This window comes from Pseudoalteromonas sp. NH0006-26 (assembly GCF_057552415.1).
The window spans coordinates 134733-159987 of the sequence record NZ_BAAJMJ010000001.1 but is presented as its reverse complement, the minus strand read 5'-3'; the positions used below and the strand labels follow the sequence as shown (position 1 = coordinate 159987).

The 25255-nt window shown below is 38.0% G+C and carries 18 protein-coding genes; 12 read left to right on the top strand and 6 right to left on the bottom strand.

From position 1 onward, the window contains the following. Positions 1-19: 19 nt before the first annotated feature. Positions 20-250: a hypothetical protein gene (locus AC27JR_RS00640; protein WP_487172427.1), complete on the bottom strand. Its 231-nt coding sequence runs from the start codon at positions 248-250 to the stop codon at positions 20-22. A gap of 396 nt (positions 251-646) precedes the next feature. Between AC27JR_RS00640 and hisG the strand changes: the two genes are divergently transcribed. The 6 genes from hisG to AC27JR_RS00610 are packed head-to-tail and all read left to right on the top strand — an operon-like array spanning position 647 to position 6335. Then, on the top strand, positions 647-1546 hold the full coding sequence (gene hisG / locus AC27JR_RS00635) for an ATP phosphoribosyltransferase (protein WP_008112621.1): 900 nt from the start codon (positions 647-649) through the stop codon (positions 1544-1546). A gap of 6 nt (positions 1547-1552) precedes the next feature. Beyond that, positions 1553-2854 carry a histidinol dehydrogenase gene (hisD, locus tag AC27JR_RS00630; protein WP_372858879.1) on the top strand — a complete coding sequence of 434 codons (1302 nt, stop codon included), beginning with the start codon at positions 1553-1555 and terminating at the stop codon, positions 2852-2854. Next, on the top strand, positions 2844-3932 hold the full coding sequence (hisC, locus tag AC27JR_RS00625) for a histidinol-phosphate transaminase (RefSeq protein WP_487172426.1): 1089 nt from the start codon (positions 2844-2846) through the stop codon (positions 3930-3932). Before hisD ends, hisC begins: the two co-directional genes overlap by 11 nt. Next, a complete protein-coding gene (gene hisB, locus AC27JR_RS00620) occupies positions 3929-4990 on the top strand; it encodes a bifunctional histidinol-phosphatase/imidazoleglycerol-phosphate dehydratase HisB (RefSeq protein WP_010388866.1) in 1062 nt (353 codons plus the stop codon). Before hisC ends, hisB begins: the two co-directional genes overlap by 4 nt. Continuing rightward, the gene (gene hisH, locus AC27JR_RS00615; RefSeq protein WP_487172425.1) at positions 4987-5577 is read left to right on the top strand and encodes an imidazole glycerol phosphate synthase subunit HisH; all 591 of its coding nucleotides are present in this window, start codon (positions 4987-4989) and stop codon (positions 5575-5577) included. Before hisB ends, hisH begins: the two co-directional genes overlap by 4 nt. Positions 5578-5609: 32 nt before the next feature. After that, a complete protein-coding gene (locus AC27JR_RS00610; protein WP_487172424.1) occupies positions 5610-6335 on the top strand; it encodes a 1-(5-phosphoribosyl)-5-[(5-phosphoribosylamino)methylideneamino] imidazole-4-carboxamide isomerase in 726 nt (241 codons plus the stop codon). Between the two features lie 66 nt (positions 6336-6401). On the opposite strand, the gene AC27JR_RS00605 is transcribed toward AC27JR_RS00610, so the two are convergent. Next, a complete protein-coding gene (locus AC27JR_RS00605; RefSeq protein ID WP_487172423.1) occupies positions 6402-6941 on the bottom strand; it encodes a cytochrome b in 540 nt (179 codons plus the stop codon). 16 nt (positions 6942-6957) lie between these two features. Next, positions 6958-7965: a catalase family peroxidase gene (locus AC27JR_RS00600; protein WP_487172422.1), complete on the bottom strand. Its 1008-nt coding sequence runs from the start codon at positions 7963-7965 to the stop codon at positions 6958-6960. A 559-nt stretch (positions 7966-8524) separates the two neighbouring features. On the opposite strand from AC27JR_RS00600, the gene AC27JR_RS00595 reads away from it, so the two are divergent. The 6 genes from AC27JR_RS00595 (at position 8525) to AC27JR_RS00570 (ending at position 18269) form a co-directional block, all read left to right on the top strand. Further along, complete coding sequence (locus AC27JR_RS00595) at positions 8525-9595, top strand: efflux RND transporter periplasmic adaptor subunit (protein WP_487172421.1); 1071 nt, start codon at positions 8525-8527, stop codon at positions 9593-9595. 10 nt (positions 9596-9605) lie between these two features. Then, on the top strand, positions 9606-12665 hold the full coding sequence (locus AC27JR_RS00590) for an efflux RND transporter permease subunit (protein ID WP_487172420.1): 3060 nt from the start codon (positions 9606-9608) through the stop codon (positions 12663-12665). A gap of 773 nt (positions 12666-13438) precedes the next feature. Further along, complete coding sequence (locus AC27JR_RS00585; protein WP_487172419.1) at positions 13439-15229, top strand: integrase arm-type DNA-binding domain-containing protein; 1791 nt, start codon at positions 13439-13441, stop codon at positions 15227-15229. Positions 15230-15880: 651 nt separating this feature from the next. After that, positions 15881-16351, top strand: a complete 471-nt coding sequence (locus tag AC27JR_RS00580) for a hypothetical protein (protein WP_487172418.1) — start codon at positions 15881-15883, stop codon at positions 16349-16351. Between the two features lies 1 nt (position 16352). After that, positions 16353-17621: a relaxase/mobilization nuclease domain-containing protein gene (locus tag AC27JR_RS00575; protein WP_487172417.1), complete on the top strand. Its 1269-nt coding sequence runs from the start codon at positions 16353-16355 to the stop codon at positions 17619-17621. 81 nt (positions 17622-17702) lie between these two features. Beyond that, positions 17703-18269, top strand: a complete 567-nt coding sequence (locus tag AC27JR_RS00570; protein ID WP_231893561.1) for a 3'-5' exonuclease — start codon at positions 17703-17705, stop codon at positions 18267-18269. Between the two features lie 97 nt (positions 18270-18366). Here AC27JR_RS00570 and AC27JR_RS00565 read toward each other — a convergent pair whose 3' ends face one another. From AC27JR_RS00565 to AC27JR_RS00555, 3 genes are all read right to left on the bottom strand, one after another. Continuing rightward, entirely contained in the window at positions 18367-19980 is a 1614-nt protein-coding gene (locus AC27JR_RS00565) for a hypothetical protein (protein ID WP_487172416.1), read from the bottom strand. Beyond that, positions 19981-21585, bottom strand: coding sequence for a hypothetical protein (locus tag AC27JR_RS00560; protein ID WP_487172415.1), 1605 nt, complete (start codon positions 21583-21585; stop codon positions 19981-19983). Positions 21586-21809: 224 nt separating this feature from the next. Further along, positions 21810-25085 (bottom strand): DEAD/DEAH box helicase, encoded by a 3276-nt coding sequence (locus AC27JR_RS00555; RefSeq protein ID WP_487172414.1) that lies wholly within the window; start codon positions 25083-25085, stop codon positions 21810-21812. Positions 25086-25255: the final 170 nt, after the last annotated feature.

Genomic DNA, 25255 nt, shown 5'->3' with positions numbered 1-25255 from the left:
GAGGTTTGCTTTTATTAATCTAAGCCCAAGTATCTAAGTGAGGCTTGTCGTCATCTTCTGCGTTGCTATTGCTCGATTTTTTTTGGTCTAACGATGCTTTTTTTTGTTTTTCTATCTCTTTCTTTTTGCGCTCTTCAAGTTCAACTTGCTTCGCCCTAGCGCTTTGTTGCACCCCTGCAATATGAAAAGCACCTTTAGATTCAAGCGCTAAACGGGTAATAGGCCCTAAATAGGGGAGCATTATATCCATGTGTGACTCCAGCAGGTTGCGCGTTATTTAATCACTATAAGACTGTTGATAAATAAAGCAATATGTTAACTATTATCGGCAGTTATAAGATATTCTTTAATTAAAGAAAATTTTTCTTGCCATGCTGTCGGTTAATGTGTTTTTATAAATGCGAAATTTATTAAACAGATTGCAGCTAAGCGTTAACACAATAACGATTAGCCAAATAGGATAAAAAATGCTTAATTCACTGACAGTTGTACATCACCACCATCATTCATCGGAATAACCTGTCAGGTCTTTCGCTGAGAGGTTGTTCCTAAAAGGAAACCTCTGGCGAATCAACATACCAAGATTCATTTTCGCCCTGAGGTTTCCCTCGGGGTTTTTAGTTTTTAAATTAAAGGAAAATGAGTAATGAATAATAGTAATCGTCTTCGTATCGCCATCCAAAAAGGTGGCCGCCTATCTAAAGATTGTCAAGATCTGCTTAAACAACTGGGTGTAAAACTCAACCTTCGTGAGCAGCGCCTCATAGCACACTCAACCAACATGCCTATTGACGTATTACGTGTGCGCGATGACGATATTCCAGGATTAGTTATGGATGGTGTATGTGATTTAGGTATTGTTGGCGAAAACGTACTAGTAGAAGTGCAAGCAGAAAGAGAGCGCCAAGGTGTACCAAGTGAAGTTACAAAGCTTGCTAAACTTGACTTTGGTTACTGTCGTTTAGCACTTGCATGGCCACAAGAACTTGGTAAACAAGACAAGAGCTGGTTTGAAGGCAAACGTATTGCGACCACTTACCCAGAAATTTTAAGCCAATACTTAAAACGAGAAGGCATTAACGCCAGCACAGTAATGTTGACAGGTTCAGTGGAAGTAGCCCCACGAGCAGGACTTGCCGATGCTATTTGTGATTTAGTCTCTACTGGCGCAACACTTGAAGCAAATGGCTTAATGCAAGGCGACACTATTTTAGAGTCAAATGCCTGTTTAATCCAAAACACTCAACTACAAGATACTGAAAAATTGGCACTCATAAATAAGCTAATGCCGCGTTTACGTGGTGTTAAGCAAGCTAAAGAAAGCAAATACATTATGCTACACGCACCAAAAGATAAGCTTGATGAAATTTGTGAAATTTTACCTGGCGCTGGCCAACCTACCTTACTTGCCCTTGCAGGTAATGATGAATATGTTGCCCTACACATGGTGAGTAGCGAAACCCTATTTTGGGAAACCATGGAGCAACTTAAAGCCCTTGGTGCCAACTCTATTTTAGTTATGCCAATTGAAAAAATGATGGAGTAACAAGCCATGCTTCGTTGGAATGAGGAATCATCACAAGTTCAAGCAGCGGCGCTTATGCGCCCTGCTGTATCAGCGAGTGAAAAAGTAGAAAGCATTTGCCAAACTATTTTGGCAAAAGTAAATGCACAAGGCGACGCCGCATTACTTGCGTTAGCAAAAGAGTTTGATAACCGAGCTGAGCCGCGTTTACGTGTTCCACTTGATGAAATTAATGCCGCTGAGAAAATGCTAAGCCCAGAGCTTAAGTATGCAATTGATACCGCTTATGCCAATGTGAAATGTTTTCACCAAGCGCAACTGCCAAAAGATATTAAGTTATCGACTCAACCAGGTGTTGACTGTGAACTGAAATATCAAGCCATCGAAGCAGTCGGTATTTATGTACCAGGAGGGAGTGCTCCTCTTCCATCATCGGTTATTATGCAAGGTGTATTGGCGCAGTTAAGCGGTGCAAACACCGTGGTATTAACCACACCAGTACAAGGTGATAAAGCAATTAACCCGGCTATTTTATATGCCGCTAAATTATGTGGTATCACCACAATTATTGAAAGCGGTGGTGCAGGCGCGATTGCTGCTATGGCCTATGGCACAGAGTCTGTTCCTAAAGTGAATAAGATTTTTGGCCCAGGTAACAGCTTTGTCACTATGGCAAAACAGTTAGTCGCACAAACGATTCCAGGTATGGCGATTGATATGCCAGCAGGGCCATCAGAAGTGTTAGTGATTGCAGATGAGCGTGCAAACCCAGAGTTTATTGCTGCCGACTTACTGTCTCAAGCAGAACACGGGGCTGACTCACAAGTTATTTTATTATGTAACAGTGAAACGATTATTGAACAAACGCAAGACGCACTTACTCGTCAACTTGCAAACTTAAGTCGAAAAGACACCGCCGAACAGGCATTGGCAAATTCGTCTCTTATTCTAGTTGATTCAGTAGCCCAAGCGTTTGACGTATCAGCGCAATATGGGCCAGAGCACTTAATATTACAACTTGCAGATGCAACTCCTTACTTAGATCAAGTAAAGAATGCAGGCTCTGTATTTGTTGGCGATTACACCCCAGAGTCAGCGGGCGATTATGCCTCAGGCACTAATCACGTGTTACCCACTTATGGTTACAGTGCAACTTACTCTAGCTTAAATTTACTCGATTTTTTCCGTACTTACACAGTACAAACTATCAGTAAACAAGGCTTAACTGAGCTTTCAAAAGCTATTTTACCCTTAGCAGATGCAGAAGGCCTAGATGCCCACGCTAATGCGGTTTCAATTCGTTTAGAGGCAATAAAAAATGAGCAATGAGAGCGGCTTATTACCTGATAATATTGCAGCACTTGCTGCGTATAGCTCGGCTAAAAGTGAAAAGTTAACCGGTACAACCTGGCTCAATGCCAACGAAAGCCCGTATGCAAAAAACCTTGAAATAACAATCGAAGACTTGAATCGTTACCCAGATCCTCAGCCTCAATTGGTTATTGACCGCTACGCAGCCTATGCTGAGCTTGAAAGCGAAAATGTATTAATGACCCGTGGCGCAGATGAAGGCATTGAATTGTTAGTGCGTACCTATTGTGAGCCAGGTAAAGACAGTATTTCACTATTTTTACCTACTTACGGTATGTACAAAGTAACGGCCGATACACACAACGTCGCAATCAATGGCCTAACACAAACGCTTTTATTAAATGGCAGCGTTGATGAAATAGTTGCCGCTGTGGGTAGCTCAAAACTGGTATTTATTTGTAATCCAAATAACCCAACAGGTAGTTTAACCCCGCTTGATAAAGTAAAAGCCATTGCCACTGCACTTGCAGGTAAAGCATTGGTGATTGTTGATGAAGCCTATATTGAGTTTTGTCCTGAGCAAAGTGCAGCACAACTTATAAACGAGTTTAGTAACATTGTTGTGCTTCGTACACTCTCAAAAGCATTCGCACTTGCGGGCTTAAGAACAGGGTTTACTCTCGCTCAGGCCAGTGTATTAGCGCCTATTCGTAAGGTCATGGCACCGTATCCGGTATCGGGTGTGGTGGCCAGCATTGCAGCACAAGCCATTGCCCCTGATGCGATAACCTCAATGCGTCGCCAAGTGACCATTTTAAATAGCTTAAAGTTAAAGCTTATTGACTGGTTAAACGCCTCCCCTGCAGTATTAAAAATACTCACTGGTGAAGGCAACTTTGTTACTTTAAAATTAGCGAATAAAGATTACTTTAAACGAGCACTTAAACAAGGCTTAGTAATGCGCGCCTTTACCTTATTTAATGAAGACGACTGGCTACGTATTTCAATTGGTAATGAACAAGAATTAGAACAAGTAAAAATTTGGTTAGATGGCCTGCAATTGCCTCAAGCCACAGCACAACAGGAAGTATCATGAGTAACCCCTATTTATTTATAGACCGCGATGGCACTATTATTGAAGAGCCAATCACCGACAAACAAGTCGACAGCCTTGAAAAACTAGCGTTTTTACCGGGTGTCATTCCTGCCTTATTGCAACTGCAAGCAGCAGGCTATCGTTTAGTAATGGTATCAAATCAAGATGGCTTGGGCACAGACAGCTTCCCAACTGCCGATTTTGACATTGCACAAGACAAAATGATGGACATACTGCAAAGCCAAGGTATCAGCTTTGAGTCAGTATTAATTTGCCCACATTTTGATGAACAAAACTGTGATTGCCGTAAACCAAAGACAGGCTTACTTACTGAACTAATGCGCTCAGGCAAAGTTGATTTAGCACGTTCTTTTGTGATTGGCGATCGCCAAACCGATATTGGCCTTGCACAAAACTTATGTTGTGAAGGTATTTTATACGACGGTAGCTGGCCTGCCATTGTCACTAAGCTGACCACGGCAAACCGTGAAGGTCGCGTGACACGTAATACCAAAGAAACGCAAATAGACGTAGCAGTTAACCTTGATCAAACAAAAAATGGCAGCATTGAAACTGGCCTTGGTTTTTTTGACCACATGCTGGATCAAATTCGCACTCATGCCAATATTGGCTTAAATATTAAAGCCAAAGGTGACTTACACATAGACGAGCACCACCTTGTCGAAGACATTGGTATTGCTTTAGGTGTTGCCCTTAAACAGGCGCTTGGCACCAAATCGCAAATTGCGCGTTATGGTTTTGCCCTACCTATGGATGAATGTAAAGCTGAGGCACAAATTGATTTGTCGGGTCGTGCTTCATTTGTTTTAAACGCCAACTTTAGCCGTGAAAAAGCCGGTGATTTAGACGTACAAATGGTTGAGCACTTTTTCAAAAGCTTAAGCGATAACGCCGCAATTAGCCTTATTCTATCGGTAAGTGATGGCAACTGCCACCACCAAGTGGAAGGCTTATTTAAAGCGTTTTCTCGTGCTTTGCGTATGGCTATTGCACAAGATACCAGCCAACAAACAGCCAGCTCTAAGGGATGTTTATGATTGCGATAATTAATACCGGTTGCGCCAACATTAACTCAGTGCGGTTTGCATTTGAGCGTTTAGGGCAAACCCCTACGGTGATTACCTCGCCAGAACAACTAGCAGGCTATGAACGTGCTATTTTACCCGGTGTTGGTCATGCATCTGTTGCTATGAAGCGTTTGGTTGATAATGGTTGGCAGCAAGCAATTAACGAATATCAGCGCCCGCTAATGGGAATTTGCTTAGGCATGCAACTGCTGTGTGAAAGCACTGAAGAAGGAAACGTGCAATGCTTAGGTAAAATACCAGGCGAAGTGAAAGCACTTGATGTAGGTAGCTTAACGTCACCACATATGGGCTGGAATAACCTATCTGTTCAACAAGCGCACCCGTTGACTCAAGGTTTGCATGCGGACGACCAGGTTTATTATGTGCATAGCTTTGCTCACACCGTTAATAGCGCCACACTAGTTAGCAGCGAATACGGGCAAACATTTTCTGCAATTGTAGCTAAAGACAATTATGCCGGCATGCAATTTCACCCTGAACGCAGCGCTAAAGTGGGCACACGTTTATTACAAAATTTTATTGATTGGCAACTTTAGGTTGCTCTTGATACTTTTAAAAGAGAAATACAGTGATTATTCCAGCATTAGATGTATTACAAAATCAAATTGTGCGCTTGTACCAAGGTAAATATGATACTGCACAGTTTTATCCCTTTGAGCTTGGTGCTCGCTTAAAAGAATATGCCGACAGTGGCGCCACTAAATTACATTTAGTTGATTTAGAAGGCGCACGGGATCCAAGTAAAAAACAGTGGCAACATATTCAAGCAGCCACAAAATCCCTCAATGTACCTTACCAAGTAGGTGGCGGTATTCGTTCAGAGCAAGACGTGAGCGATTGGCTAAAAGCAGGTGCAAACCAAGTGGTTATTGGCTCAATGGCGGTTGAAAAGCGTGAGCAAGTAAAAGCCTGGATTGAACAATTTGGCGCTGAGCACTTTGTAATTGCCCTTGATGTTAATAAAGCTGCAAACGGATGGGCACCAGCAACCCACGGTTGGCTAAACGAATCTGAGTTTGGATTATTTGAACTGATTGATTTTTACGTTGGTCTGGGTGTTATTGACTTTTTATGCACGGACATCAGTAAAGATGGCACCATGACGGGCCCTTCTTTTGCGCTTTATGAAGATTTAATTAATCATAATGCAGATATTAAAGTGCAAGCCTCAGGAGGAGTAAGCTCGTTAGATGATATTAAAAAGCTCAATGAACTTGGTGTTGGCGGCGTAATTTTAGGTAAGTCTTTATTAGATGGTGCTTTTAGCGTAGAAGACGCGCTTAAATTAGGCTAAATACTAAAATTTAAAAAGGCACAGATGCGAGCGCGTCTGTGCCTTTTTTTGTATAAAACTATCAGTTTATTTATGCTTACCAGGTAACATAGAACCCAATACGCCATCTTGCTTTATTAAACCATGATAAAGTGCAGCGCTTACATGCATAAAAATAAACAGTAAAAATGCGTAAGCAATTAAACCATGTGCTTCACGAAAAAATGCATAGCTCTCAATATTTTTACTGACTAAATTAGGTAAAGTAAATATACCAAAAAAGCTCACAGAACGTTCATCAGCACTTTGCATTAACCAGCCTGAAATTGGCATTAAAATCATAGACGCATATAAACCCACTTGGGTTAAATGTGCCGCTAAAGCCTGTGCTTTAGGCACACTTTGGGGTAATGCAGGGCTTTTATACAGTACTTTATTAATTAATCTTATTGCAACTAATATCAGTGCTAACACACCAAACGATTTATGCAGTTGTATAGCCTCTACCTGCCAAACCGCTAAGCTTTGTACCATCGACAAACCAAGAAATAACATAGAAAGTATAATTAATGCCATTGCCCAGTGAATAAGCATACTCGACGCTGAGTATTTAGTAATTGTTTTCATTGACTCGTTCCTGTTATTAATTATTTAAAAGTACTTCTTTAGCTCGACGACGAAATGACTCTGCATACGCAGCGCCACGGGCACGTAAAATAGGATCAGCACTTGGCTGAATACCTGTTGGTAATACTAACGGATCAAAGTTCATGTTTTCACATACCCCACCCTCTTGTGCTTGCAAGCGTGATATTACTAACGTACCGGCGTTAATGGTTTTGCGCGATTGTGGCCATAAAACAGTTGGGTTGTTTTCATCATCTTCTTCGGTTGCAAAACTAAACAGCATATCAAACTTAACCGGTGCTTGAGCTACTTGGTCTTTAAGTTGTAGCTGCAATGCATCTGGTGAATCATTATTAAGTGGTTGGGTGTTTTCATCACTTAATTGCGGTTTAGCAATCCAGCGTACGGCATGCTTTTCATCATTCTCATCCACCAAATAAAACGCATTAATACTGTGGTATTGCTCAGTGGCAAAACTACTGCTTGGCGTGTAGCTTGCTTTCCAGTTATTAAAAGCGGCACTTTCAGGGTGTGCTGCAAAAAACGCTTTAATTTTTTCTGGGCTGCGCTTTTTAGTCACCGGATCGGGTGAAAGAGCTTGTAGTTGTTTAAAAAAAGCTTCTGGCGTAGCTACCGCCATAACCGGAGGCGTATTCATTGCAACACGCCACTCTTGGTTATCATCAGTGGTTATAGAAAACGCTAAACTACGCACCGGAGCTTTTAAATCAGGTGCAGTTGGATTATTACCCGCAATAGAAAAGCGACCTGCAAAAGGGGTTGCCCCTAAATCAAATACCTTTGCTTGCGAGTACTTAGCAAGCTCACCCGTTGACTCAAAAGACCCAGCTAAACAAATTCCTTTTGCGTGTGCTCGGCGAAATCCCTCATGGGTTTTATCACCTTGCTGTAAATTAACAAAACGCTGTGCAGTCACTGCGTCACGATTAAATGCGCCGGTAAAATACAAAATAGTCAGGGCAAATAAGCTAATAATTGCTATTAAGATGATTTTTTTACTCATGGTAGGATTAGACCTCATATGATTATTTTCTTGATGATTATGTTTGGAATTTTTCATAGTTTATAAATTACGTCTTTAAATTAATGGCTAACCATTACTGAGTGATGCTTTACGTTGCAGCGCTTTTATTAAGCGATACCAACATGGCTCTTACAAGACCGCTGCTAAGCAATTAATATTTCAATTTAATTAATAAAAAGTATTCATTATGGTTTTAAAACTGCAAACAGCTAATGTTTATGAGCTTGCGCTTTTAAAAAGCTGATTGTTAATTATACTTAGGTTTATATAAAGCCAGTATTAAGTTGCACTTTGGTAACTTTCTACAAAATCATACAAATTAAAACAAAACCGTACAGCAATAATAAACAGTTGAAATTAAAATGTTATTTATTAATCACTTGGTAAGCACTGCTTACTCTCAACTATTAAGTAGTTATAGCTTAATAAATTGCATTTCAGATACATTCGAAAATAAACTCAATGGGCTATTTTATAATTTTTTACAGATTAAAAATGCCAACAATTAACAACGCACTTTTTATTTAAGGTAAGCCAGATGATCAAAACACGTTGTTTTACTAAATTTAATTTAATTAGTATTACGTTTTTGCTTTTATTAGCCGGTTGCTCAGAAAGCGAAGTCACCACACAAAAACAAAATAAGCCGCGTCCAGTGAAACTTATAACCCTAGGTGATGAGTCGCAATCAAAAACGCTCACCTACCCCGCCACTATCGATACTATAAATAGCTCAAAGCTGGCTTTTCAGGTTAGCGGAAAGTTAGAAGAGCTCAACGTTATTGCCGCACAAAACGTAAAAAAAGGCGATGTAATAGCCGCATTAGAGCAACGTAATTTTGTTAATGAGGTTAAGTCGAGCAAAGTACAGTTTGAAACCGCCAACAATGATTACCAACGTGGTTTAAAGCTCGCTAAAGATGGGGTTATTTCACAACGAGATATAGAGCAACTAAAATCTAAAAAAGAAGTAGCCGAGTCTCAATATGACTCAGCACAAAAAGCATTATCTGACAGTAAAATTATAGCCCCTTATGATGCTATTGTTGCTGAAGTACCAGTAAAGCAGCTTGAAAATATAACTGCTGGTCAACATGTTGTTACTTTATTTGGTAAAGGTGAAATGGAAGCTGTCGTAAATATTCCCGCGTCTATTGTGGCCACGGTAGATGCTAAGCAAAACAATGTAGCGTCGGTAATTTTACAAGATGTATCGACTGCCCCTATTCCTGCAACATTTAGACGTGCCAATTTAGAAGCTGATTCAGCGAGCCAAACCTATGAAGTGCGATTTGCCTTTGCTGTACCTAATAACCTTAATATATTGCCTGGTATGAATGCCAGTTTAAAAATAACCCGTGAGAACAGCTCAAATGGCACTCGTTTATTAGTGCCAACCTTTGCTATTTTTGAACAAAACGGTGAGCACTTTGTTTGGACGGTTGACGCTAAAACCATGCAAGTTTCTAAAGCTCCCGTTAAAATTGAAAATGGCATTGGCGAGCAACTCATTGTCACTGACGGTTTAAAAGCCGGTGATGTAATTGTTGGTGCAGGTGCAAACTATGTAACTGAGGGTATGAAAGTACGTCCTTGGACTAAAGCATAGGAGCGCGGTAATGGATTTAGCAAAATGGACAATCAATAATAAATTAATTAGCACCATACTCATTATTTTAACCTTGGGGTTTGGTTTTTCATCCTATAAAAATATGGCACGCTTTGAAGACCCCGAATTTATAATTCGTACTGCACAAGTGTTTGTTTCGTACTCAGGCGCAAGCCCGCTAGAAGTAGCAAAAGAAGTCACAGAGCCGCTAGAGCGTGCTATTCAAGAGCTGCAAGAGGTTGATACTATATCGTCTACCTCATCTACGGGTTTATCTGAAATTAAAGTAGAGATTAAATCAGAATTCTCTCCAACTAAATCTGAGCTGCAAGTTATTTGGACTAAGCTCAGAAACAAAATTAATGATACACGCCCAACATTACCTCCTGGTACTGGCACACCACAAGTTTATGACGATTTTGGTGATGTGTATGGCTTAAGTTATTTAATTACCGCCGAAGGTTACTCTCCTGACGAGCTACATGCCTACGCTAAAAATTTACAAAGCGATATTCTACAAGTAGAAGGCGTGGCAAAAGTTGCTATGACGGGCGTTCAGCAAGAAGGCATATTTGTAGAAATTGCCCGTGAAGAATTAGCCTCTTTAGGTGTGTCTATTAATAATATTTACGGCATTTTAGATGAACAAAACGCTGTATTAAGCGCCGGTAATACCAAAATTGGCGATCAACGTATTTTTATCGACCCGACCGGAGAAATAAACTCCGTTGATACTATTAAAAATCTATTAGTTAGTGCTAGCGGTGAAGGCAAAACAATTTATCTTAAAGACATTGCCAATGTGTACCGTGGCTTTCAAAGCCCGGCAACCAAATTGGTACGTTATAACTCTAAACCTGCTATATCACTTGGGGTCGCCAGTGTATTAGGCGCTAATGTGGTTAAAGTATTTGACCGTGTTGATAACAAAGTAAAACAAACTGAACACCTCAGACCGCTTGGCATCACAGTGCATGAGTTTTACCACCAAGGTAAAGTAGTACAAGATTCAGTCGACAACTTTGTGGTCAATGTTTTAGTCGCGCTGGTGATTGTAATGGTTACCCTGCTGCTATTTATGGGGTTACGCTCAGGAATTATTATTGGCGCTGTGTTACTGCTAACCATTTTTGCCACCCTTGCTACCATGGATTTAAGCGGCATACCCATGCATCGTATTTCGCTTGGTGCGCTTATTATCGCGTTAGGCATGATGGTTGATAACGCCATTGTAGTTACCGAAGGGATTTTAGTTGGTACACAAAAAGGCCGTAAAAAGTTAGACATTGCCAGCGAAGTAGTCAAGCAAACTAAATGGCCACTACTGGGTGGTACCTTAGTAGGGATTGTTGCCTTTGCGCCTATTGGACTTGCCCCAGGTGATACCGCCGAATTTACCGGTCATTTATTCTGGGTTATTTTAATCTCTTTATTATACAGCTGGTTATTTGCTATTACCCTAACCCCCTTATTTTGTTATTGCTTGTTTAAAGAGCAAGATAGCGAAACCTCAGGCTCAGCAAAACCAAATAAACTCATGGCGTTATATCAGTCTGTTGTGGTTTCGGCATTGCATCACCGCTGGCTTAGTATTGCCATTGTGGTTGCCACTTTTAGTGTGTCTATGTGGGGATTTCAATTTGTAAAATCAGGTTTTTTTCCAGCCTCTACCACACCACAAATGGTGGTTGATTTTTGGCTACCGCAAGGTACCGATATTGAAAAAACCAAAAAAGACATGCTCAAGTTAGAGGAATTTGTAAAGCAACAAAATGGCGTTGAAGGTATCCAAACCCTTATTGGCGGTGGCGGGCTTCGCTACATGCTTATTTATGGTAGCGAATCTCCAAACAGTTCTTATGGGCAAATTTTAGCTAAAGTCGATGACTACAAAAAGCTAGATCAACTTTTACCTACCGTACAAAATTACATTGACGACAACTTTGTTGATGCTCAGGGCAAAGTATGGCGCTTTGTAATGGGCCCAGGTGGTGGCTCTAAAATAGAAGCCACATTTAAAGGCCCCGACCCAGAAGTATTAAGAGAGCTAGCTGCACAAGCAAAAGGAATATTAATTGATGATGGCGGCGCCTTGTCTATTAAAGATACATGGCGACAACGCATTAGTGTTATTGAACCGCAGTATTCAGCCATTAACGCACAACGCGCTGGTGTAACGCGTAAAGCAGTTGCTGAAGCTTTACAGCAAAATTTTTCGGGGCAAGTTGTTGGACAGTATCGTGAAGGTGAAGAGCTCATTCCTATTATTGTTAGAGCACCACAATCGGAACGTGTCGACATAAACGATATTGGCAACATTCAAGTGCAAAGCAATATCACTGGTGAAACATTGCCATTAGCGCAAGTAACCAATGGGTTTAAAACCGTCTGGCGCGATGGTATTTTGAAACGCGAAGACCGCGAATGGACCATAAAAGCTCAAGCCGATCCACTGCCGGGTGAACTAGCCTCAGAGTTATTTAATCGCGTTAAACCTAAAATAGAGGCCATTGAACTTCCTCAAGGGTATCGACTTGAATGGGATGGCGAATACGGACAATCGAAAGAGTCTAATGAAATGCTGGCCTCAACTATTCCACTGGGCTTTTTAGCCATGGTACTGATTGTTATTGTGTTATTTAACGCTTTAAAACAACCAATTATTATTTGGCTTGTTGTGCCATTAGCCTTAATTGGTGTTGTGTTTGGGCTGGTAACCACACAAATACCACTAGAGTTTATGGGTATATTAGGGTTACTTTCGCTCTCTGGTTTGTTGATTAAAAATGCCATTGTATTGGTAGATCAAATGGATATGGAAATTCGCCAAGGAAAGCCCGCTTATAATGCCATTATAGACTCGGCAAATAGTCGGGTAAGACCTGTAATGATGGGCACACTTACCACGGTATTAGGGGTTATCCCTCTGTATTTTGATGCATTTTTCCAATCAATGTCCGTGGTTTTAGTATTCGGGTTACTGTTTGCTACCTTGCTTACCTTAATCGTAATACCTGTTCTATACGCCATTTTTATGAATGTTAAACAAGACGGACAGGCAACTAATTAAACGCCAACAAAAATATGGCCATACTTAGTGATAAGTCATGGCCATTTTATAAGCTTTGAGCAAAATAATTTATATAATTAACCACTATTCAACTTTTAAAAAAACTGCATATACTACACGCCTTTTCAAACCATTTATGATGCTAAAAACTCGCTCAAAAACGGTTGTTATTTTTCCAAAGAAACATCTTAACTTTAGTATTTTATAAATTTAAATTAGATTTGCAGTGGATACTTTGTTAAGGCATTAATTATCACTTTAAGTTCTAGCTTTAGCGATTAACATAGTCGGAGTTTTATTATATAGTGGGGTTAAGAATTCATTGCATAGTAATGCTTTAAGATTCATTCATTAAATTAACTATTCAAATTTATCAAATAAATAACATATCAAGTGCAGTCTATGTGTCTTCTATTTAGTCATACAAATAATAAATGTAAAAACAGCTTTTTTTCAAATCAGAATTTTAAAAACGAGGCATTCTCATGTTATCAAAACGCATAATTCCTTGCCTATATGATACCAGATATTTATAAGAAATAATAAAAACTAAAAAAAGTATAAAAACTCAATAATTTAAAGGGCTTATAACTATAGTCAAGTAGTAGGCCCTATCCACTCCATTAGATTAATAATATAAAAAATGTAGCCTATACGTCTCCAATTCACTATTATAAATAACAAGTGTCGCCTATATGTATCCTATGACACTCTGCAAAAAGGCTACTTTATGTAGGTTCTATGCACTATTTATTCACTCATAAGGAGCTAAGGTGGCTAATAAAGAAAGTAACCTCAAACAGTATTTTCCGAGAGAACAACTGGAGGATTTTTCCTTTTCTCATACCAACATAAAAAAGCTTTTGACCTCGAAATATCCGGTACAGGAAGAGCGTGTTTTCAAGGATACGAATCAATCAGCTAACGGTTTACGAATTAGAGTTTATCCCTCCAGTAATGCTACCTACTTTGTCGAAAAGAGAATTAGGGGGGCCTCTGGAGGGGCAAAAAAAAGAGTTATTGGCAAAGCAAATGAAATAGACTTATTTGAAGCAAGAAAAACTGCCTACAAATTTATTTCTTGGATGGCAGGAGGAAAAGATCCGTATGAAGAGCTTGAGAAAGAAAAACGTGAAAACAGAGTTTACACAATTCGAGATGCATACGATTTATACATGGACAACAGAACAATTCAAAAAGAAACGCGAGATAGATATGAGCGTCAAAAGGATGTTCTGAGCTACATCCACATAAAAAGAAAACAAAAATGGCAGGATGTAGAAGCTGAGTCGCAATTGGTCAATACAAATACTTTCAAAGGTAAAACCGATAATTTAAAAAGCCTTTTAGATGCTGACTTAAACGACATTACCTCCCAAGCAGTTCTATGCTTCCATAAAAGTATTACTAACAATCACGGCCACGGTAATAACAAAGCATTTACAGAAGGCGATAAAGTTATTCAGTTTTTAGGCTCACTATATGATATGGCCATTGATATAGTAAATGAAAAACAGGATGACGAGCATTATATTAAGCGTAACCCTATAAAAATCATGAAACGTGGTCGAGGGCGGTGGAACAATCCCCTCGGTAAAGCTAAAAGACGCCACGAAAGTCTTGATACAGAGCACATTGCAGCCCACTACCAAGCCATTATGCAACTAAAAACTCTTAAAAATGAAGCTAGAGACGACTACCCTAGAATGAAATATACCAACGTACCTGTTCCCGGAGCAGTCAGAGCGCATTACTTTTTACGTTTTATGTTTTGGACTGGCTGGAGACCGGGAGATGTTGCAAGAATTCAATGGGATCAAATTGAAACTATTTCAGAAAACGATAAAACCTATACAGCTGTGTCATGGGATGACAAAGAGGCCGCTGAGCGTCTTAAAAATGGAGAACCAATTTATCGTGTTCCACTAAACCTGCAAGCTGAGTTGGTAATCAATGAGCTGAGGAAAATTAAATCCAATAAATTAAATAAAGCGAAAAAAGGAGAGATTAAAATCAGACATGACTATGATCACAATCATGTATTTCTTAATGTGCTTGAAAATGGTCATATTAAACCAAATCAGCATCACTATGAGAAAAAAATTCAAGAGCTAGCCAATACTAGGTTCTACCCAACAGGAATATACAGAAAAACCTTTCTTACATACGGCAATGAACTCAAAATCAATATTTATACGTTAAAACGATTAGTGTTTCATACACAAAATTATTTCGACGTTACAAGTGGGTATATTAAAACACATAGACAAGTATTATTAGATGCTAGTGAGAAAATTGCTAACTATTTAAGCAGCTACATATCTCCAGACTCGATCCAACCAAAACCATCAGAGCAAATAATTGAGAGTTCAAATGTAAATATTGATAAAGATATAGTAAACGAATTAACCGCGCAATATGGCCAAGACGCGAGTAAAAAAACTAATGATCTAATAAGAATTGCTTTAGCATTAAAAAGCCTTAACCCTAACATATACAAAAAACTTGAACTAACGACTGATGAGTTTGCGGAGTTTGAGGATTCCGATTTTGCTGGAGATTAGTATTTTGTCATTCTCCGCAATCTTGTTGCGATAAAATAATACGCCAGTTAGAGTTGGTTACGTCTTATTTTGTCGTTGCAAAAATTTAAAGAGAGCGAACAGTATTGAAGGAAATGGTTTATTTCACAAATCAAACAATGAAATTGTAATGTTTAGGTAGTGTTTAGAAATCTGTGTCATTTCAGTTCAACTAGCATGTAACATGTGGCATTGTATGTTCCCTGTTTTATTTTTTAACCTTAGCCTTAACAATAAATTATATATTTACCCAAAGATAGCATCAGTAATTTACACAGTAAATTCGGACAAAATAATTTTCAAACAATTCGTTAGCATCTCATTAATAAACTTCGAATAAATACTTGATGGTATTTTATTTTCCATACAAAACAAATGGTTACTATTTTTTCAGTCATTAGTTCTGTATAATTATAGATAAAGGGCGTTTTGGCAGGGTATGTTAAATAGTAACTATTTTTACTGCCGTAAAAGTTACTCAATTTAACCCCTGTTGTCGCTCACGCGACAAAATTAGAAACGGTTGCTCATGCAACCAAAAGTAAACAAAGAAATAAGACGAAGTCTTATGGAGATACATTAGGTTTAATTTAAACGAGGATTGATTTCGTCATAACTAATTAAGGTAAAGTTATGACATATAAAAAACGTAAAATAGCACTAGTTACAAGAGTTAACGATGACGAACATCAGATTATTTCTGAAGCCAGCAAAACCTCTAATTATAATACCATCGGCTCTTTCATTCGTGACACTTTAATCTGTAGCTTAACAGAAGAACATTCTCTTCACGGCATTACGGTCACAACTCAAACTGCTGAAAAAATGGCCAACAATACTCGTCTGCTAAATCAATTAATTGAACATCTGAATTTGGCATTGGCTGATGAATCCCTATTTAATTCCCATCAAGATAAAGAGCAATACCTAATTGATGCTATGCAAATGGCTTATTTTACTGGGAATGCTCTACAAGTTTGGTCTCACTTTCTTAAGAAAAATTTTGATGAATCAATTAAACAAATAGCGCTATCAAACTTATCAGTTGAGGAACTGAATGACTTAGCCTCTCAAAAGAGCTGTTTATTAGATGAGGGTAATTAGTATGATTATTAAATATGTAAAATCCAAGAAAAAGAATAATCAAGGTCGAATTAAAAAGCTTATTAAATACATCTTTGGAAAAACGAAACACACTCATGATGCTAATGGTCGTGAGCTTACACATGAAACAATTAAGTTTATTGGAAGCAGTAACTCTTTGCCAATGGCAAATCCTTTATTATCTTTCGATAACGGAGTAATGACAAAATTAAGTGGTAAAGAAGCCAGCTTAACACCGTTGATCAATACCTTTTTGAAAGTAGAATCATTAAATGCTCGTGTTATGCATCCGTTTGAACATATAATTGTTTCTTTACAAGAAGGCGAATATCTTAATATATTCCAGTGGCGTGAGCTAGTCGATGATCTTTTAGTAAAATTAGGTTTCGATGACCACCATTGGGTTGCCCTTTGGCATGGCAATACATCAAATAATCACTGCCATATAGCCGTTTCAACAATTTCTAACACCCCGCCTCATCGCCGACTAGTTCTAGGTAATAGCTTTAAGAAAACAGCTCTCATTCGAAACAAGTTAGAGAAGAAGTTTGGCTTAAAACACGATCACAACCCATATACAGATGGTCATGGGAAAAGAGTTAGTGACTCGAAATATAAAACTAAAGTGCAGGCTATTCGCTCTTGTATTGATAAGGTAATAGAACAATATGGCGACAGTATTACCCTACCAGTTTTCATCGAACGCCTAAACAATCTTGGTGTCGGCTGTTTCGCTCAAATACGACGAGATAGCATAAGAGGTGTTTCATTTAGTTTAGGAAAATATAAAATCACAGGCTCGAAATTAGGTATTGGTTATAGTTGGAATTCATTGCAAGAACGTGGCGTTTACTACGACCATTCTAAACACGCTATTAGCATAGAAAACTCTAACAGTTTAGAACAAAAGGTAACTAGAACTATTGAAGCTTATTCGTTACCAGAGCAACCTACTTACAACACCAAATATTTACTAGTAAAAAAGGTAAAGCTCAAATTTACAGCTCATAAAAAAATATCTAAATACAAAGCTGGTTATTCTTGGGGGTTATGGATAAGACCACCAATGTCTTTCAAAGGCATGAACAAACAACAAATTGAACAGCAAATCTCATTCTTACGAGTATTACGTAGATTACTTTGTTTATATTTCAATTGGTTAAAGAAAAAAGACGCAGAACAACAGTTTGCTTATGAGTTGATAAAGCCGTACCTTAAGAGAATAAAAGAACCAACAGACGGTGACTTTGAAAATACATTTTCGTTTTAGTAATCATTTAAGCCTTTAACTCAATCCGTATTTATATAATTTTTTTAAACGCTATAATTTCGCCACACAACATTAAGGAAAATGATGGACTTAGACAGTTTTAAATACTTTTTAATTATTGATGTTGAAGCAACTTGCAATAACGATGACTCTTTTCCAGTCAACGAAATGGAAATGATCGAAATTGGGGCTGTTTTAATTTGTGCCGACTCACTTACAAAACTAGATGAGTTCAACACGTTTATTCAACCGCAACGACACCCTAAACTAACCGACTTTTGTACGAACTTAACAAGCATCACTCAACACAATGTCGATCATGCACCATATTACCCTGAAGCAATTAACACTTTCCAAAATTGGCTAGGCAATTACCATAACTACCTGTTTTGCAGTTGGGGTGAGTATGACAAACAGCAATTTGAACAAGACTGTGCTTTTCATAATGTACCATACCCTATTCCTGCTCCTCACTTAAACATTAAAAAGCAATTTTCTAAAACTCAAAAAGTACGCAAAAGACAAGGTATGGCGGGAGCGTTAAAGCTTGCTCAAATCTCACTCACCGGTTCACATCATCGTGGAATCGATGATGCTAATAACATGATCAAGTTAATGCCGTATGTCATCGGAAGAAAATCAATCTAGCACAATTTTCAATAACCCATGACATCTACACAATAAAAAATATATGATCGTAATCCAGAATGAAGGCGAATTTTGATATTCGCCTCTTTAAATTTAGTTAGCGGTTTCTTGCATAGCTAGAGCTAAGAATTTCCTCAAACTCTTGATCTAGGTAAACATCCATCAACTCGTGATTTATTTTTCCTTGCATTGCCCATGCGTTAAGTTCTTTCAATGCCAGATGAGCGAATCGTGTCCAAGCAAATAAATTCACTCTAAGCAATGTAGTTATAACTTGGCCACCGCCACGAATTGCTGCGTCAGCACCATCGACAAGGCATAATGCGCCTTGACCAACACATAACATTCTGCGTAATTCAGGATTAGACTCTGTCGGTATACAATCCTTCCATTCCTTATTATCAGAAAACCTAGCTCGAATCATCCAACAGAGCCTAATGATCAATTCATTAATAACAACAGGGATAGCCATAGTTATACCATGTCGAGCATCATATCCTTCTTCAAAGACCTTAGTAGCAATAGTAGCAATAGATTGTTTGCTTTTATCGAACTCACCAGCATTCAAGCCCAAAAGTAAATTATAAAATGGTATTGGCACACCCGTTCCACGACCTCCTTGGCCTACCGTGCCTGATGATCCAGTCCAATCAGACATAATGTGCCCAAACCAGTTTGCGATACCACAAAAAACCTTTGCAATAATATTACCGCCTTGCAACTCATTGGTTTCTGTATCAACCGTAATAACCTTCCCGTTACTAATAAACGTAGAAGTATTAGTAAATTGATTAAGAACAGAGAAAAACAAGCCAATCAGATCTGGAGAATGTCCCAAACTTTTTAAATGATGGTTTTTTAAAGATAAATTAGGAACAGCTCCATCGACAGAAGCTGTCGTTGCTTGATCATAATTTACTTTAAACTTTCTCTCCAAAAAACCAATAGCACTAGCCGTTGTGTTTGATCCTTTAGCTTCAGCTTTTTCAGAGTCCCAGCCTAAAATACCAGCAAACTTTTCTGTTGCTTTATTGGCAAACTGATCAACAGAATCTCCTAGTGGCGATTCTCCCGGTGCACCAACAAAAACAATGTCAATTATTCCGCATAATAAACCTGAAGTGCTGGCAATTGCATAATCAATTTTATCGCAGTTTGGAGCTTTATAAGTGAATTCTTTCTGAATTCTGTTTTTAAGCTCAGCTTCTTGACTATTAGTAAGCAAGCGTTCAAAAGCATTAACCGTATTAATACGGTTCCTCTGAGCATAGTCATTAACTGATAAGATATAATCTTCCCAACTCATATCATCATTTAAAATATGATTTAAGTTAAGTGTTTCAACTCTTTTTAACTTAGGTTGCTCCAAAATCACTTGCGACTCAAGTTGCAATTCTAACATTAACCTATCAGCTTCATCTAAATCAGATAACTCATCACACTCATCATAACTAACACCCAAATCCTCTTGCGACTCAAGTTGCAACTCTAACAATAACCTATCAGCTTCATCTAAATCAGAAAACTCATCATAACTAACACCCAAACCCTCAAGATCAGTTTTTAGCTTTTGAATCATATAATCAGTTTCTGATTGATACTCTTTTAAATTATCAATACCTCTGTCAAGTTCACTTAGCTTGCTACCTCCAACACACAGTTGTTCTTGTTGAACTTTTAGAGATAAAGCCTTTTCATTTAATTCTTCCATCTAACTAAATATTCCCTTGGCCTTAGATTGAAGTTTTGATTTCAATGCATTATTTATTTCATAATAGCCAAGACTTTCAAAGAGAGAAGACATCTTATCAAGCATTTCAGTTGGAATACTGTCTTTTAATACATAGTCCCCATTTTCATTTTCTTCATATCGGCTTATGATAAAATCATAAATCTTTAACTTAGTGGCTCCCTCACAAAGGTTTTGTAAACGCAAGTGATCAAGCTCTTTGGGGCACCTAGTTCGATTAGCTGCATTCTCGAACTTATCAGCTTTGTTACTTTCCTGCTTAAGTGCACCAGCATACTTTGCGATCTGTTTTTCCATCTTCATAACTTCTGATCGACTTACTTCACCAGCATCCATAGCACTAGAAAGTTGCCCTACTAAATAATTAATATCTTCTATTGTATTTTTTATAGTTAGATGAGTCTGTTTTAATGCTTCATTTAACATTGCTAACTTAACTTTAAAGCGATCTAACTCATTTACTCCAGAGTACTTTCTTACACCAGTATATGTTAAGAAACCAACTGCCCCTAATATTGCTAACCCGCCTGTCATTCCCATACCGAGACCCAAAGTAGCAAGTCCTGAAGTAATACCAGATGCTGATAGACCTACTACTGAACCAGATATATATACGGCTGCAATTGGCGCACCAACTGCCGCTGCTGTTGAGGCAAGTTTTGAAGCATTCTCACGAATAACATTATCATCAACATCGTCCTTTAAAATCTGAAATGCTTCTGAAACAGCATCTTTAGCAAACTGTAAATCATCATCACTAAGATCCATTGCTACTTGATGTTTTAGTAAAAAAGGTACATCTCCATTGGTTGCAGACTTTGAGGAATAATAAGTATTAACCATATCCTTAGCTAACGAGATCATTATCGACTGGTGCTGGGACTGATCACTCAAACCGCGAATTGAAGCCAATATATTTTCAACTGGTTCAATATTACTCTCTATATCTTGAATGTACTTTCTGACATCACTTCTAGCCTTTACGGTTAGATGTAACCTTGTCGATAAAAGTAGAATTTCTGCTAGCTCTGTCTCATCAACATCTCCATCATCTTCGAATGTCATATTAACAATAAGCTTTAGGTAATTAACTTTAAACTCATCACTCATCTCTATTAGATCAACAGCTTGTTTCTCATTATTAAAATCACTAAAATCAGATACGATTTTATTAAGGAATTCAGATAGTTTTTTGTCTTTCACGCCATGCATATACTTGAAAGTATAAACTTTTCCACTCTTGGTAATTTCAACAGACTCCTTAACACTTTCTTTACCTTTAGCATTAACCGTTTTATCTTCTTTATACTCAACTTTTTCGATATCAGAATATAAAAAAACACCATGTTTATCATGAATAAAACGATCGCCTGTAAAAATAAAACCTTCGTCAGATTTACCGAACAAAGTTGCATCCTGAATAGCTATAATCGAATGAAGAAGATCCTCACATTTCATTGCAGACACAGCATTATTTAGTTTTTTCTCTGGAATATCAGGTGATAAGTATACATATTCACCAATATTTTTTACGTTTTCTCTAACAAATGCATTAACGTTTGACATAAACTATTTTCCCTATTTTCCTTGTTTAATTAACCCAAGTTGGATTCTGGCTGTTGACCTGCAAAAGGTCTTAAAATTAAGCTCCAAACTCGACCAAAGGGCCGAATTTAGCTAATAATCTATTACCACTCTACACCTGAGAGGATAAAACGATTGTAATGATAACCCCAAATTTTAGACTGTCTTGTCAATTCCATAAATTATCCTTATCTTGTGTTATGGAGCTATCCAGAGCACCAAACTTGCAAGTCAGCCATTGTTGTCTTTTTAATAAACAATTCTGTTGTACCGAGCAATTTTAGCATTTCTTCAGTTATTGATGACTTTAGTACGCCGGGCTGCACAATAGTCACCTGTAACTCAACGGGTGTTGTTCTTGATCTATTTTTCAGGTTTTCTAATGCTGCAATGTTACCTTTTAAAAACCTACTGTTTCCTTTGCCTCTCCAAGCAGATTCCCGCTTTTTAATATGCTTATAAACGTAAGGTAATCCAACATGCTTCCAACGAACTGAGCGCTGAGCCTGTCCACATACCTCGTATAAATCACTCAATCGTCTTCCGGGGGTTGCTCCGTGCGAATATTTACAATGATACAAACTTAAGATGATTTTGTCTGGTAGAGATCTAAGCGCAACTAAATCAGCAGCCTCACCACTATCATCGTCATTGATAATGATATCGAATTCATTCTCAATTTTTTTCCAAGTTTGATACTGCACACTGTCTGTTTTTTGACTTGCCCCCATCGATTCATTTGTAATATCTACTGTCCACTTAACTGGAGTTAAATGTTCTCTATCAAACTCACCAATGTTATTTTTTACCTCAACCCAATAGCAGTTATATGAAAACGATCCATCAGCGTAATAAATAAATATTGGGTCTTTAAACATTTCTTCCATTAGAGGCATTTCTTCTGAATTGCCAATTTGGATATTTATTTCATCGCCTTCAATTAGCTTATATTCATAGCCTTTCGGTAAATCTCCATCAATTATCAATTCGTACACAGAACGATATAATTCAGATTGAAAAATTAGTTTTGGATTATTGTTTGATTCATCCCAATCTACTTTTAAATCAATCTCATACAAATATTGAAATTCAGCACCAAAATAGACCCTCACACCATCTTCAAACTTCTGTTGGAGTTGTTCACCCCACTGAATAGAAATAGGTTTAGAATTATGAGGCTCTGCTATCTTAGTAGGACGCAAGAAGTCTCGTGTAATATTAGCTTCATCAGTACTACCATTAGCAACTTTATCCCAAGCATCTTTTACCCAGTCCAACCAGTCAGCAATCGTTCCAGCTTGTGGGGACCATACTTTTCCTTTTCTCTCCGAGCATCCCCATAAAACTTTGTCTCCATTCTCATATCCCAGAGCCGCTATGTTACTTAAAGTAGAAGCAGACTTTTCAACTGCACTCAGCCCGTCTGTTACGTTTGGACCGAAAAACTGTGTGAAGCTAATAGCTCCATTCTGTGCAGAGCCAAGATTAGTAACCAAAGGGTATTCAATATTATTGAGAACATTAAATATCTGCTTTCCAGACATAACGAATGATGATTCGCCACAAAGTTTTTCAACTAATTTTTCAACCTTAAAGCTCTTGTAGTCATTAGAATAAACGAACAGCGCATCTCTACCACTATCCCAATGAGCGATTAATATTTTGTAGTTAATGTCATTGATGTCTTTAAAATGCCCCCACTTTACTGCCGAGCTTTTGACAGCGAGGAGCACCAATATATTTTCTTCAACTGATATTGAATGCCAATGTTCATTACAAGCAAAGTCTATTTCTTTAAATTTCTCTGGCTGCCAATTGTCGCAGTCGGTTTTAAATAACATAGCGGAATGAGATGGTCGTAAATTCCAAAGTGATAACTGATCATGCAAATCACCATCACCTTTTAACGAGTCAACCACATCTTGTAAGCGTACTTCTCTCTCTATTTGATTTTCAGATAATCGCCTAAGTACTACATCCCAATCAGCTCCTATAGCATAAAGTTTTTGAAGTGCGCCTTCTACGCCGGGGTCTGCAATGTTAACTACGACCTTTGCAACATCTAATTCATCCTTGTTCGACACACGAGTAAAGCGACCAATAAACTGTAATGTGATAGCAAGACTTTTATGGTGGTCATGAATCGCAGCTACTTTTAAATTAGGAAGGTCATAACCTTCCCCAAGCATATCAACACATACTACAAGCTTTGACGTTTTAGCTTTTAACATGCCTAAGCGTTTGTTTTGCTCTGTTTTAGATAAATCTGAATGAACAAGTATGGGGTTTAATTTGGGAGCGAGGCGTTTATATAGTTTAAATACTTCCTCCGCTCGTGATTTGGTACGAACCCTTGCCATCATCAAATGATCAAAACCGTCCCCTATATCCTTCTCAAGCAAAGCTAAAGCTTTTTCGGCTATAGATTCATCCATCTGCTCCTGAAAATACTCTTCTACAGGTTCTAATTGGACACTTGTAAAGTAGCCAGCTCTCTGGGCTTCCCCCATTGTGTAGTTATAAATAATCTTGGCACCAAGACTCTCTGTATCATTTCGAAATGGTGTTGCAGTAAATTGTAAAACACGTTTACCTATAAACTTTTCTTTAATTTCATTCCATTTTTTAGCTGAGATGTGATGAGCCTCATCGACAAACAAATAATCACAGCCTTCACATAAAGCATCCAGAACACCAGCTTTAGAGAACTTAGAATTAAGAATTTGAGGTGTAGCGATAATAATATTAGAATTATCTAAAATCTTTTTCGCTTCATCACTAGACTTGATACCTTGCTTAATCTTTGTCACTGCTGGATAAAGAGTATCCTTCTCAATAACTCCCAGTTCTTTAAGGCAACCTAGCGTTTTGAACTTTTCACCTATTTGATCCCTAAGTGAATTTGACGGCACCAATACTAGTATCTTTCTACACCTATGATAAATAGCAGTAGATAACATAGTTTCCGTTTTGCCCGTACCTGTTGGTAAAACTATGGTGCTAGGTTCAATGTTACTCTTGGAAAACTCCGCAGAAATTGCATGCAACGCTCCCAGTTGGGGCGTTCTGAGACCATGTACTTTTAATTCTCGATCTTCTTCCTTAAAGCTGAATTTATTAATCCATGATTTAGCGATATCAACTGGAGTTACTTCTTGAAAAAAGTAAGCAGGTGACCTTACCCAGCTCAACTGCGTCTCCGACGAAATAAAGTTAAAATCTGCTGACTTTTTAACCTTCAAAACTGGTAGTTCAGGATATGCTTCAATATCACATTTATTACTTTTAACTACTAGAAAACGCTCAAGGTAAGCACCAGCATTAGAAGTAGCGAGCAATACCCCTGCATTATCTGTATTAGCTAGGTGAATCTCAGTATTTATTTCTGGATAAAGCAGCCTTTCAACTTTATTCCCATCGACTTTAACTTCACAATTCCAAACAGTTGGAATTTTCAAACTAACTTTCTGTATTTCAGGCATTTACTTCACTTCCTTATAATTCGAATTAACCTATAAGTGCACAATAGATACAAAAATAAAACAACTTAATTTTCAGTGACTTACCTTAACCACACTCACACAAAAGATAATATTAAATACTAAAAAGTAATATTTATTACATTTTTACACCTAGTAGTAGTACATCGCTT